Consider the following 13,415-nt stretch of genomic DNA (forward strand, 5'->3'; position numbering starts at 1 on the left):
GCGGCGGGCGGCGCCGTAAGGCTTCCCGGCACAGGCTTCCGAGCACAGCAGCGAGCGGAGGGAGACCCATCCATGCACGACGAGCAGCGTGATGAGCGGTCGTACCGCGTCGTGGTGAACGACGAGGAGCAGTACTCCATCTGGCCCGGCGACCGTGAACTGCCCGGGGGCTGGCGCGAGGAGGGGACGCGCGGGGACCGCGAGACCTGCCTGGCCCATATCGACCGAGTGTGGACCGATATGCGGCCCAGGAGTCTGCGCGAGGAACTGGCCCGCCCCCGGCAGGGCGGCTGAGGAACGGATATGGCGGACCACACACGCTCATGGCGAAGCGAAGGGACGGCGGCATGACCGACAGCGCACCAGAGGACCGCACCGTGGACGTCACGGGGATCGGTTTCGGGCCCTCGAATCTGGCGCTCGCCACCGCGCTCGCCGAGCCCTCGGCCACCGGTCCCGGCAGGCCGCTGGAGGCCGTCTACTTCGAACGCAAGGACCGGTTCTCCTGGCACGGCGGAATGCTGCTGGACGGCGCCACCATGCAGATCTCCTTCCTCAAGGACCTGGTGACGCTGCGCGATCCGCGAAGCCCGTACAGCTTCCTCAGCTACCTCCACCACGCCGGCCGGCTCTCGGACTTCATCAACCACAAGCTGCTGTTCCCGTCCCGTATCGAGTTCCACGACTATCTGGAGTGGGTGGCCGGCTTCTTCGAGGAGCAGGTCGTCTACGGGTCCGAGGTCGTGGATGTGCGTCCGGTCGCCCGCGAAGACGCGGTGGAACACATGGACGTGGTGGTCAGGCAGCGGACCGCCGCCGGGGAACGTACCGTGGTGCAACGCACCCGCGACCTCGTCGTGGCCACCGGCCTGGAGCCGTCCCTGCCCCCGGGGACGGTGTGCTCGGACCGCGTATGGCACAGCTCCGAGCTGCTGTACCGGGTGGAGCGGCTGCCGCCCACGCCGCGCCGGATCGTCGTGGTGGGGGCCGGACAGAGCGCGGCCGAGGCGGCCGAGTTCCTGCACAGCCGGTTCCCCTCGACGGACATCTGCGCGGTGTTCTCCCGCTACGGCTACAGTCCCTCCGACGACAGCCCGTTCGCCAACCGGATCTTCGATCCGGCGGCCGTGGACGACTACTGCGCGGCCGCCCCCGAAACCAGGCGCATGCTCCTCGACTACCACCGGAACACCAACTATTCGGTGGTCGACCCGGAGCTGATCGACGAGCTGTACCGGCGGGTCTACCAGGAGAAGGTGCGGGGGCGGCCAAGGCTCAACATCCTCGGCGCTTCGAGGCTCACGGCCGCGGAACCGACCGGCGACGGTGTGGACGTGGTGGTGGAGTCCCTGGTCACCGGGGAGCGCACCCCGATGCGGGCCGACTGTGTGGTCTACGCGACCGGTTACCGGCCGACGGATGCGCGCGGCCTGCTGGGCAGCATGGCGGGGCTGTGCAAGGCCGATGAGCTCGGCCGCCTCGAGGCCGACCGGCGGTACCGCGTCATCACCGAGGGGGACGTGCGGTGTGCGATCTACCTCCAGGGCGCCACCGAGCACAGCCACGGGATCTCCTCCAGCCTGCTGTCCAACACCGCCGTACGGGCCGGGGAGATCGCGGACGCCATCCGGGCCGACGCCGTACGGGCCGGGGCCCGGGCCACCACGCGATCACAGCCACAGCCACAGACCTGAGGGGGATGCCGATGTTCGTACCTCAGCACTACCGGACCGATGACCGGCGGTGGCCGGTGCGGATCGTCCAGGACAATCCGCTGGCCCTGCTGATGTCCACCCGCGACGGGCGGGCCCCGTTCGCCAGCCATGTGCCGGTGATCGTCCTGCCGCGGCAGCGGGAGGAGCTGGAGCGCACCGGCCGCTGGCAGGGGGCCGTGCTGCACGGCCATATGAACCGCGCCAATCCGCACTGGAAGTCCCTGGCCGACGGGCAGCCCGCCGGGCTGGTGTTCCAGGGCCCCGCGGGCTATGTCTCCCCCGCCGTCTACAACACCTCGCCCGCCGTGCCGACCTGGAACTTCACCGCGGTGCATGTGCAGGGGCGGCTGAAGCTCGTGGCGGACGAGGAGGCCACGCTGGGCGTGGTGTCCGCCACCGCCCGCCAGTTGGAGGAGCGCTTCGGGGCGCGGTGGACCGTGGAGCCCTCGGTGGACCACTTCCGGCAGATCCTCCCCGGCGTCGGCGCCTTCGAGCTGCGTGTCGAGGAGTGCGACTCCATGTTCAAGCTCAGCCAGGAGAAGGAGCACGAGGTCAGGCATGCCGTCATGGACTGGTGTGCGCGCAGCCCCCGCGGCAGGAGCAACGACCTCGCCGCCGTGATGCGCGACTACTACCCGCCCACGACCACCTGGCCCAGTTGAGACCACGTGAGCACCGGAGGTGTTCGTGATGCAGAAGTACGCCGTCGACGGGGAACGCGGCACGGGCCACGGCGGTGCGACCCCCGTCCACACCCTGTTCGACGCCGAGGTGGCCGAGGAGCTGGACAGCAGGCGGCTGAGCCGGGTGGCGGCCGGGCTGTTGGGGGCGCTGAGCGTCCGGAACTTCTTCACCGAGCGGGAGTGCCGGGCGATCGTCGCGTCCCTGGCGGAGGACCGGATGGGGCAGTACGACGCCGCCGTGGTGGGAATGCGCATCAAGAAGCTCGGCCCCGCCGTGTTCGACTTCTACAACAACGGCTCGGTGGCCGACGCCTATTGGGAGCAGGCCGCGGAGGCCACCCGGCAGCGCGCCCGGCTGCTGGCCGGCCAGGACCCCTTCCAGGCGGCCCTGGACCGGCTCGCCAAGGCGTGGCACGGCGGGGCCGCGGTGGCCACCGCGGGCGGGCGGCCGCTGTTCGCCGGGATGATCCGTGAGATGGGCGAGGGCGCGGGCCTGCACTTCGACGAGGTGGAGCGGGAATTCCCCGACGGTCTCGACGAGACCCCGCTGTGCCAGCTCGCCTTCAACTGCTATCTGTCCGTGCCCGAGTCGGGCGGTGAGGTCACCGTCTTCCGGCGCCGCTGGCGGCCCGGCGACGAGGACCACCGCGACGGCTACTGGTACCGGCCGCATCTGGTGGCGGACGAGCCACGGGTGACCGTGGCCCCACGATGCGGAGACGCGGTCTTTTTCGACCCCCGCAACTACCACCGGGTGGGGGCCAACGAGGGCGGCGGACGGCGCGTCACCCTGTCGTTCTTCATCGGCGTCTCCGCCCACGGAAACCTCCTGCTGTGGTCCTGACCCCCACCCCGCCGGAGGGAGCACACCATGAGTGACACCGACACCGACACCGAACCGATGGCGGCCAACCAGCTGCGCCTGTGGATCAACCAGGAGTTCGACCCGGACTCCAACGCGTACAACGTGACCCGCTGTCTGCGGCTGCGCGGACCGCTCGACGCCGACGCGCTCGTGGACGCCGTGAACGCCCTGGTGGAACGGCATGAGATCCTGCGCACCGTATTCCTGGACACCGAGGACGAGGTCCTCCAGCGGGTGTTGCCCGACAGCCCCGCCCTGGCCGGTGTCACGGCGGCGCCCGGTGTCCGGGCTCCGGAGACCGGGGCCGCCGCGGGTGGCGGGGACACCGCCGGGGCGCTGGACCGGCAGGCGCGTGCCTTCGCCCTGCGCCCCTTCGATCTGCGGCGCGAACCCCCGTTCCGGGCCCGGCTGATCCGCGTGTCCCCGACCGACCACACGCTGGTGCTCGCCTTCCACCACATCGGCGTCGACGCCTGGTCGCTGGGCGTCTTCGAACGGGAACTCGCCGACGCCTACCACTCCTTCGCCGAACACGGGGAGTGGCGTCCGGCCACCGGGCCCACCCAGTTCCGGGAGTTCGCCCGCTGGCAGCGGACCGTCCTCGCCGACGGCGCGGACGAGCGGCATCTGGCGTACTGGCGGACGGCGCTGCCCGCCGAGCTCCCGCCTGCGGACTTCCTGGCGAGCGCTCCGCTGGACGCGCGGGGGCCCGGCCCGGCCGCGGTGCACGAGGCGCCGCTGCCCCCGGAGACCGCCGCGGCGCTCACCGGGCTGGGCACGGCCTTCGAGGTGACGCCGTTCGTGGTGCTCCAGACCGCCGTGCAGATCCTCGCCCAGCGGTTCTCGGGCAGCACCGGGGTGGTGCTCGGCGGCACCACCCTCAACCGCAAGCTGCCCGCCTTCGACACCGCGCTCGGCTTCTTCGTCAACACCGTGCCGCTGCACACGCCGCTCGCCGACAACCCCTCCTTCGCGGAGGCGCTGGCGCGCGGCAAGGAGACGGTGATGGGCGCCCTCTCGCACGACGACGTGCCGTTCGACAGGATCGCCGAGGCGGTGTGCGCGCGGCCCTCCGGGGAGCGCGGCGGGCTGTACCGGATCGCCGTGGAGGTGCAGGCGGCCCCGCCCGGCGAGCCGCGCCGCTGGCGTGATGTCACCCTCACCGCGAGCAGCTTCGACGGGGACGCGGACAAGCGCGCCCGCTGCGATCTGACCTTCAACCTGCTGTACGGGGAGGACGGCCCACGGCTGGTGACCGAGTACGACGCGTCCCTGTTCGACGAGGCGTACGTCTCCAGTGCCGCGCACGCGCTGTTCGCCCTGGTGCGGCACGGCGAGCGGGAGCCCGGTACGCCGGTGGGCGACCTGGAGCTGCTGTCCGGTACGGAGTGGCGGCGGCAGCTGACGGTGCGGGCGTACCCGCCGCGGAACGCCGTGCGCGAGCCGACGAGCGATATCGTGCGGGCGCTGGCGGAGCGGCACGGGGAACGCACCGCCGTGCGCACCCCGGACGAGCGGCTGACCTTCCGCGAGTTGGTGGACCGGGCGGAGGCGGTCGCCGCGGCGCTGATCGGCGATGGCGCGGTTCCGGGTTCCTTCGTGGGCGTCGTGGCCGACCGCTCCGTCCACGCGGTCGTGGCGCTGCTCGGCTGCTGGCTCGCCCGGTGCGCGTATGTGCCGATCGAACCCGCGGAGGCGGAGGAGCGCCGGCGCTGGATCGCCGATGACGCGGGGCTCACCCGGGTGCTCGGCCCGCCCGGATACGACCTCCCGGGCACGGCCCTCATCGATGTGCGTTCCCTGCCCGCCGACGCCCGCGGTTCGGGCACCGTCGCGGTGGGGGCCACGCGGCCCGACGACATCGCGTACGCCATCTACACATCCGGCACCACGGGCAGACCGAAGGCCACCCTGGCGACACACGCCACCATGCTGAACGTCAAGGCGGGCCTGGCGGAGTGCTTCGAGGTGGCGGACTGGCGGCGGGAGACCGTGTCCCTCAACGGACCGCTCGTCTTCGACGTCTCGTTGCAGCAGCTGCTGCCCATGCTCGACGGCGCGACCGTGGCGGTCGTACCCGGCCCCGTACGGCTGGACCCGGAGGCGCTGATCGCCTATGTGGCGGAGGCGGGCATCACCTTGCTGGATGTGAGCCCCGCCCATCTCCAACTGCTCGTCGAGGCCGGTCTTCTGGAGCGCCGGGACCTGCCGCTGCGGCGGCTGATCTCCGGTGGGGAGGCGCTGCCGGCCCCGCTGTGGCGGCCGCTGTCCCGCAGCGGTCTGCGCGTCTTCAACTGCTACGGGCCCACCGAGTGCACGGTCAACACCACCGTGCAGAAGGTCGATTCCACGGTCGAGCGACCGCTGATCGGCACGGAGGTGCACGGAGCGACGCTGCACATCGCCGACGAGAAGGGCCGGCTGGTGCCGTACGGGGCGGCCGGGGAGCTGTACATCTCGGGCGAGGGCCTCGGCCCCGGCTATCTGAACCGGCCCGAGCTGACCGCGGAGCGCTTCCCGATGCTGCCCTGGGGCCCGCACGGCGAACCGCTGCGGGTCTATCGCACCGGTGACCGGGTGCGGCTGGCGAAGGGCGGGGCCGTCGAGCATCTGGGCAGGCTGGACGACCAGGTCAAGATCCGCGGCAACCGGGTCGAACTGCGCGAGGTGACCGCCACTCTGCTGTCCCACCCCGCGGTGGGCGCGGCCGAGACCGTGGTGGACGAGAGCCACCCCGGCGGGCCCCGGCTGCACGCGTTCGTGGTGGCGTCGCGGTCCCCGGCCCGCGAGGAGGAGCTGCGCCAGCATCTGGCCGGCTATCTGCCCGGATACATGGTGCCCGCGCGGATCACGGCCCTGGACACGCTTCCGACCACGGTCGCGGGCAAAGTGGACCGCAGAGCGCTGCGCGTGCTGTGTACCGGGCAGGCCCCCACGGACGGCGTGACGGCAGGTGTTCCGAGTGGCGCCGCGGACGGGATCGAGGAACGGTTGATCGAGCTGTGGCGGGAGGTGCTGGGGCTGACCTCGGCGGGCCCGGACTCCCACTTCTTCGCGCTGGGCGGCCACTCGCTCCTCGCCGCTCGGCTGATCACGCGTGTCCGGCATGAGTTCTCCGTCCGGCTCCCCCATGCGACGCTGCTGGAGCGGGCGACCCCGCGCCGCTGCGCGGAGTATCTGCGCAACGGCCCGGACGGCGCCCCGGCGGCCGCCCCGGGACGTGGCAACCTCCTGGAACTGCGGGGCGGCGCCACGGATCGCGTCCCCGTGGTGTGCTTCCACCCGCTGGGCGGGGACGCGCTGGTCTACCAGGATCTGGTGGACGCCCTGCCGGACCATCAGCCGGTCTACGCCGTCTTCGACGGCCGTACCGACCCCCGCGGCCGCACGGGGTGGGAGTCTCCGGAAGAGATGGTGCGGGCGTACGCCACGGAGGTGACCGCGGCCACCGGAACCCGGGGCTGCCATCTGGTGGGCTGGTCGCTGGGCGGGCTGATCGCGCACGGCGTGGCCGATCTGCTCGAACGGCGCGGGGTCGCCGTCCACTCCGTCTCCATCTGGGACGCGGGGTGTTCCCCGGTGCGGTACGCCCGCCCGGCCGAGCCGGACTGGTCGATGGGGCCCCTGACCGTGCTCAACACCCTCGCCCCGGCCGGCTCCCAGGGGCTGACGGCCGAGCGCAGCGCCCGGCTCGGTGACCGGTTCCGCCGGCTGACGGGGCCGGACCTCGGCCGTCACATCCTGCGGACCGCCGAGCACCTGTGGGGTGTACGCCGGGACCATGAGCCGCGGGCGGTCGCCGACCGTGCCGTACTGGCCTCCCTGCACCACTGGCTGTTCACGGGATGGCGGCCCGAGGTGATCGACGCTCCCGTGTCCGTTGTGTGGGCGTCCGATTCGCTCCGCCGCTCACTGGTGGCCAGGACCGACTGGAACGACTGGACGCGGGCGGCCGCCCAGGAGACCGAGATCGAGGCGACGCACTACTCCCTGATCAGGAAACCCGTCGTCGGGGAGGTCGCAACGCACTTGATGAAGACCGTCGCCACCGTCGCGACCGGCCACTGAGCCCGCGACCCCACCCACCCCTTTCATGGAGGCAGTCCGTGTTCGACGTCAGCGAAGCGTGCCGTACATCCCTCCTCAGCCTGTCGCGGCTGACCACCGACGAAGTGGCCAGGGTGGGTGAGACGGCGTACCGGTTCGGCAACTCCCCGAAGGAGTTCGCGGACCGGCTCCACGGAGCGCGGGTGGGCCTGCTGTTCACCGCGCCGTCCACCCGTACCAGGTCCTCGTTCTGGAACGCGGCGGTCACCCTGGGCTGTCACACCCTGCACCTGGGCTCCTCGGAGCTCCAGGTGTCCACGGGAGAGAGCTGGGGCGACACCGGAGCGGTCCTGGCGCACTACGTGGACGCGGCCGTCGTGCGCACCAACGGCCCCCAGGACGAACTGGGCAGGCTCGCGGAATCGCTGCCGGCCACCGTCAACGCCCTCACCTACGAGGAACATCCGACACAGGCCATCGCCGACCTGTGCGCGCTGCGGGACCACTTCGGCGGCGCCGAGCAGCTCCGGCTCGCCTACCTCGGCCTGGTCAACAACACCGCCCGGTCGCTGGCACACCTGGCCTGCCGGGTCCCCGGGATGCGGCTTGACGTCTACAGCCCCGAGGGAGCCGGATTCCCGGACGAGGAGCTGAGCGAGATGAACGACGTGGCCGGGCGGGAGGTGGTGAGCCAGCGCCACTCCGTTCCGGACGCGCCCCACCCCGTCGACGCCCTCTACACCACGCGGTGGCAGTCGATGGGAGTACCGCACAAGGACACCGACTGGCGCGCCCGCTTCGCGCCGTTCCGTGTCACCCAACGCACCATGGAGCGGTTCAGCGGTGAGGCGGAGGCGGTGTTCATGCACGACCTGCCCGCGATCCGGGAGCAGGAGGCCACTTCGGAGGTGCTGGACTCCCCTTTGTCGCTGGTGCCCCGGCAGGCATACCACAAGACGTCCGCCGCCGCGGCCGCCCTCCTCCGAGTGCTCGGCGAGGACACCGCCGCGCGCTGAGCCCCCAGGGCGGGCCGGCTGGATGTGCGGAGGTCCGTCCGGCGGGCCTCCGCACCGGCCTCGTCAGCCGCTGTCCGGCGTCAGCCGCTATCCCGTGGCCGACGGGCCACCGCCGGCGACCGCCAGCAGCTCGTCCGGCACCGCCCCGTACCGCGGCGGCCTGCGCCGGACGAGATGCGGCGCCTCCCGCAGGGCACGGCCCAGAACGGTGAGGTACTGGGAGTCGGGCAGCGTGGCGTGCAGATGGGTGCGCAGCAGCGCGTGCATGACGTAAACCCACCGCCGCGGCAGACCGGCCCGTACCGGACGCAGCAGATTGCGGTCCGCCAGCTCATCGAGATGAGTCGCCGCCGACGCGCCGGAGCAACCGATGAGCACCGCGGCCGTGGCCGGGGTCAGCCGCTCGACGTCGAACGCGGCCAGGGCCGACAGGGCGCACCTGCTCTCCTCGGTCAGCCGGCCGCACGCCTCGTCGAACGCCTCGGCCAGGCTGCGTCCCAACAGGCTCAGCAGGCTCGCCGGGTCCTGGGCGCAGGTGAGCGAGGAGGCGACCCGCTCAAGGGACCAGTGGGGCCGGGCCGCGAGGACGTTGCCGACCGCGCGGAGGGCCACTGGCAGCCCTCCGCATACCGCCAGCACCTCCTCCAGCTGCCGGCCCTGACTCTCGAGCCGCTCCGGGGACAGCCCTGAGGACAGCAGCGCGCCCGCGTCCTCCGCTCCGAGCACATCGAGCGGCACCCGGACGGCGCCGTCGACGGCCAGACTGGACACCTGCGTCGTGATGCACACGGCGGAACTTCCCCCGGTGGGGATGACCGCCCGCATGTCGTCTGGCTCGGTGACATTGTCGATGAGCACCATGACGCTGCGGGATGCCACGAGGCTTCGGTACAGGTCCTGACGCAGGGGCCAGGAGCCGGGCTGCTCCTCCTCCGGCACACCCACGCCGTGCAGCAGCCGCCCCAGGACGTCCCGCAGACCCTCCTCGGTGCGCGGGAAGGCCGACGCGTCGACGTACAGCTGGCCGTCGGGGAAGCTATCGCGCGTCAGATGCGCGGTGTGCACGGCGAGCGCGCTCTTCCCCACCCCGGTCATGCCGTTGATGATGACGGTGCGCGCCGCGGTGTCCATCCGCGTGGTGGAGCCGGTGGTGAGCGCGTCGACGATGCGCCTGCTCTCCCAGCCGCGGCCGATGAAATCGGGGATGTCCGGCGGAAGTTGATTGGTCACCGGACCCGCCGGGCCACCGCGGTCCGGCCGAGCCGCCGTGGCGGCCGGGGGCCGGGCCCGCCCTGACTGTTGGTCCGCCGGGGCGGTCACCACCCGGTCCATGGACAGCAGCTTCTGGTAGAGGTGCTGGATGTCCGCGGCGGGATCGGTGCCCAACTCGTCGGCCAGCCGCCGCTGAAGGCCGAGATAGACGTTGAGCGCGTCGCTGCGCCGCCCGCTGCGGTCGAGAGCCAGCATCAGATGGTGATGCAGACGCTCGTGAGTGGGGTGCGCCGCGACGAGGTCGACCAGCTCGGGCACCAGCTCGGCGGCGTCCCGTGTCTCCAGGTCGCCCTCTATCCGGTGTTCGAGCGCGAAGATGCGCAGTTCCTCCAGCCGGCTGGCCTCACGGTCAAACGCTTCGCCCTCCAGGTGCTGGAACGCCGCCTGGCCACGCCACCTGCCGAGGCCGGTCCGCAGAACGGCCGTGGCCTCGCCGTGCCGGCCGGCCGCCCGCAGCTCGATGGCCCGGCTCACCTCCTCCTCGAAAACCTTGGCGTCGATCGCGCCCGGGGACGGCGTCAGCGAATAGCCGGACGGGAACGTCTGGATGGTCTTCGCACCGAGAAGGTGTCTGAGTGAGGAGATGCGACTGTGAATTTGCGCGAACACCGTTTGCGGTGGCCTGCGGGGCCAAAGTGTGTCCACGATCTGCGGAACCGACACAACGCTACCGGCACGGACAAGCAGTAGCGCGAGCAGAACCTGCTGCTTCGGGCCGCCTATGGGGACAGGCTGGCCGAGAGCCAATACCTGGAGAGGACCCAATACGCTGAACTGCAAAACTCTTGCTCCTCACAGGATGTGTCCAATGACTGCCATCTTGCTGGATTCTTCGTGTGGAGAAGTGATGCAGGTGGGGGTGAACAGCGAGGCCAGCGATGGTGTCCTGGACGCCTGGAATGGACAAAGCCAGGTCTTGCGGCCCGTGTGAAGTGAGAGGGGACCAACGCGGGAAGTCGGAAAGAGCCGCCCCCGGAGACTCTCAGATGTGACGCCGAAGGAGTTTCGCGGAACCGCCGACGAGAAATGCCGGGCATACGCATTCATACACGGCAAGGCGACCCCCGACTCCTCCAGATCCCGCACACGCTTGCCTCGCACCTACGGCGATCAGCGTACCCGCAAAACAGACGATTGTAGAGCAAACCTACAGTGTAGGTTTTATCCAATACTGATGGTGGAGTGAGCGGCCGACATGCCCGGCCTCGGCCACCCGATACCGACCCTCGACCACCGCTCTCCGGACGGGATCACAGCGGAACGCGCAGTGCGGACCGGCCCTCCCGCCAGGCGCCCAGAACCTCCTCGGCGAAGCGGTCCTCCAGAAGCACGGTGGCGTCGACGCCGAACGCCACATCCTTGGCGAGCGCGGGCTCGCGCGTCAGAAGGCCGTCGATCACCCCGTGGCGCACGACCTGCTCGTGGACGGCGTCGGCCTCGACATGCTCGGTGTAGAAGAACACCGCCGCCTCGCCGGCACCCAGCCGCCGCAGCGCCTGGGCCAGCCGGTCCGACGCGGGCGAGGAGGTGATCTCGACCGTCGCGAAATGTCCCACCAGAGCGCCGCGCAGCGCCCTGTGCAACCCCAGCAGCGACATCATGTTGACCACGGCCAGCATCCGCGCCGACGTGGCGTTCAGGTAGTGGTTGTACGTCGGGTCCAGAGCCAGGTCGGTCATCAACTCGGCGAAGAGCTCCGCGTGCACTCGCTCCCCGCGCCCGGCCCCGAACTCGTCGTACTCCACCGCCGCCATCGCCGCCTTGGCCCGGCCCCGCAGCCGTGGAACGACCCAGACATGCGGGTCGGCCTCCTTGAGCTGGTACAGCGACCGATGCGCGATGTACTCACGCAGCTGCCACAGCTCGCCCTCGTCCCGGAGGTGATGTGACACCCCCGCCCCGTCCGCCGGCTCCACCAGCAGCCCGGCCACGGCGGCTTGCGGGTCGTCATGGGCGGTGGCCTCGGAGCGCAGCGCATCCAGAAAGCGCCGCTCCAGTACCTGCCGCGCCCGCAGCAGATCCGGGTCCCACTCCCATGCGTCGTCCACCCCGGAGAACCCCTGGTAGTGGAGCTCGTAGCACACATACAGCGCGAGCTGTGCGTCATCGCCGTAGGGATCGGCCGCACGGAGCGACCGGCCGCCGGGCGGAGTCGCACCGCCGGGTTCGCGTACGAGAGCGTCGAGGAGCGCGCCGGACACCTCTCCTCGCGCCGTGGGCAAGGGCATCGGCCGGGCCGCCTCCGCCGGACGTGTTTCGCTCACTGTTCCCTCTGCCTCTGTCGTGGTGTCTCGGACCGGCCCGCGCCGGTGTGTGCGTCAATCGGCCCCGGTCCCCTCGACCAGGACGCGGATGGTGTCCAGCCCGGGGTCGGCCGCGTCGGGGAGGTTCATCCCGGCCTTCACTCCGGTCCGCAGATAGTCCAGGACCGGCTGCTTCAGCACCTCGCCGGGCAGCACGGCCGGTATGCCCGGCGGGTAGGGGGTGATCGTCTCGGCCGCCACCCGGCCCGCCGCGCGGGCCAGGGGCACATCGGCCACGGAGCCGAAGTAGGCGTCACGCGGCAGGCAGGACTGCGCCATCCGCAACTCGCCCGGTGCCGGCACGGCCACCTCGGGAGCGGGCCGCAGCTCGTCCGCATGGCCGGCCAGGTCGCGCAGCGCCGTCAGCAGCGCGCCGGTCGTCGAGGTGTCATCGGCGTGGGTGAGCTGGGCGCTGATCCGGCGGTGGTCGGCGAGGTGTGCGTTGACGTCGTGGTGGTCCCGGAGCCAGTCGGCCGCCCGGTAGCCACTGGCCCCGAGACCGGTGAGGTCGATGACGACGGGGAACGGATCGAAGTCGGTTGCGAGTCCCGGGCCCACGTAGTCCGCGCGCCCGTCCACATGCAGTCCGCCGATGGCCTCGATCTCCTCGCGCACCGCATGCGCCCGGCGCAGGGCCGCGCCGAGCAGTTCCTCGCCGCCCAGCGCCATCTGGCGGCGCCATCCGTCCATTCCCGCGTAGAGGAGCACGGACGGGCTCGTGGTGCCGAGCAGATCGGCGCGGGACCTCAGGACGGCCGGGTCGATCAGATCGCCCTGGAGGTGGAACACCGATCCCTGCTCCAGGCCGCTGCCCATCTTGTGGATGCTGGTCACACAGACGTCGGCGCCCGCGTCCATGGCCCAGCTCGGCAGCTCGGAGCAGAACGGCAGATGCGCTCCCCACGCCTCGTCGACGATGAGCGGGCGTCCGCGCCGATGGCAGACCTCGGCGATCCCCGCCAGGTCGGCGCAGGACCCGTACGGAGTGGGGCTGGTCACCAGGGCTCCCCTGGCCTCCGGGCACGCGTCGAAGGTCCGCTCGAACGACGCGGCCGACGGCGGATGCGCGATATGGCGGGCACCGTCCCATTCGGGTTCCACCCAGACCGGCCGGACACCGGAGATGATCAGGCCGGAGACCACCGATTTATGCGCGTCCCGGCCCACCAGCAGGGTCTCGTGGGGTCCTGCCACCGCCAGCATCGCCGCCTTGACGGAGAGCGAACTGCCGCAGGTCGAGAAGAAGGTGTGCCCGGCCCGGACCGCGTCCGCCATCAGCGCCTCCGCACGCTCCAGCACGCGGCCCGACCCCAGCCGGTCGTCCAGGCCGCCGAAAGCGAGGAGGTCGGTGCGGAACACCTCGTCCCCCAGAACCTTGACGACCTCCGGGTCGGCACCCCGGCCCTGCTTGTGCCCGGGCGGAGTGAACGGAAGGGCCCCGCGCCGGTGGTACCGGGCCAGGGCCTCCAGAACGGGAGCCTCCATGTGATCCATGCGCGACGGGTGCCCCGCCA

9 protein-coding genes are annotated in these 13,415 nt (G+C 71.4%); 6 read left to right on the forward strand and 3 right to left on the reverse strand.

Annotated elements, in window-relative coordinates; translation table 11 throughout:
* Window positions 1-72: 72 nt before the first annotated feature.
* From AB0E24_RS21400 to AB0E24_RS21425, 6 genes are read left to right on the forward strand one after another with little or no spacing between them, the layout of a single operon-like run.
* Window positions 73-294 carry an MbtH family protein gene (locus AB0E24_RS21400; RefSeq protein ID WP_069862355.1) on the forward strand — a complete coding sequence of 74 codons (222 nt, stop codon included), beginning with the start codon at window positions 73-75 and terminating at the stop codon, window positions 292-294.
* Window positions 295-347: 53 nt separating this feature from the next.
* Window positions 348-1,694: a lysine N(6)-hydroxylase/L-ornithine N(5)-oxygenase family protein gene (locus AB0E24_RS21405; protein ID WP_283888067.1), complete on the forward strand. Its 1,347-nt coding sequence runs from the start codon at window positions 348-350 to the stop codon at window positions 1,692-1,694.
* 11 nt (window positions 1,695-1,705) lie between these two features.
* Entirely contained in the window at window positions 1,706-2,377 is a 672-nt protein-coding gene (locus AB0E24_RS21410; protein ID WP_069862353.1) for an FMN-binding negative transcriptional regulator, read from the forward strand.
* A gap of 28 nt (window positions 2,378-2,405) precedes the next feature.
* Window positions 2,406-3,242, forward strand: a complete 837-nt coding sequence (locus tag AB0E24_RS21415) for a 2OG-Fe(II)-dependent halogenase WelO5 family protein (protein WP_141729573.1) — start codon at window positions 2,406-2,408, stop codon at window positions 3,240-3,242.
* A 27-nt stretch (window positions 3,243-3,269) separates the two neighbouring features.
* Window positions 3,270-7,331 (forward strand): non-ribosomal peptide synthetase, encoded by a 4,062-nt coding sequence (locus AB0E24_RS21420; RefSeq protein WP_359379011.1) that lies wholly within the window; start codon window positions 3,270-3,272, stop codon window positions 7,329-7,331.
* Window positions 7,332-7,369: 38 nt separating this feature from the next.
* Complete coding sequence (locus AB0E24_RS21425; protein ID WP_359379014.1) at window positions 7,370-8,326, forward strand: ornithine carbamoyltransferase; 957 nt, start codon at window positions 7,370-7,372, stop codon at window positions 8,324-8,326.
* Between the two features lie 87 nt (window positions 8,327-8,413).
* On the opposite strand, the gene AB0E24_RS21430 is transcribed toward AB0E24_RS21425, so the two are convergent.
* The 3 genes from AB0E24_RS21430 to AB0E24_RS21440 form a co-directional block, all read right to left on the reverse strand.
* Window positions 8,414-10,207, reverse strand: coding sequence for an AfsR/SARP family transcriptional regulator (locus AB0E24_RS21430; protein WP_359379017.1), 1,794 nt, complete (start codon window positions 10,205-10,207; stop codon window positions 8,414-8,416).
* A gap of 641 nt (window positions 10,208-10,848) precedes the next feature.
* Window positions 10,849-11,826: an iron-containing redox enzyme family protein gene (locus AB0E24_RS21435; RefSeq protein ID WP_206331332.1), complete on the reverse strand. Its 978-nt coding sequence runs from the start codon at window positions 11,824-11,826 to the stop codon at window positions 10,849-10,851.
* Between the two features lie 90 nt (window positions 11,827-11,916).
* On the reverse strand, window positions 11,917-13,395 hold the full coding sequence (locus AB0E24_RS21440) for an aminotransferase class I/II-fold pyridoxal phosphate-dependent enzyme (RefSeq protein ID WP_359379020.1): 1,479 nt from the start codon (window positions 13,393-13,395) through the stop codon (window positions 11,917-11,919).
* Between the last annotated feature and the right edge of the window lie 20 nt (window positions 13,396-13,415).

Origin of the sequence: Streptomyces malaysiensis subsp. malaysiensis (assembly GCF_040653035.1) — a bacterium.
Taxonomy (GTDB): Bacteria; Actinomycetota; Actinomycetes; order Streptomycetales; family Streptomycetaceae; genus Streptomyces; species Streptomyces malaysiensis.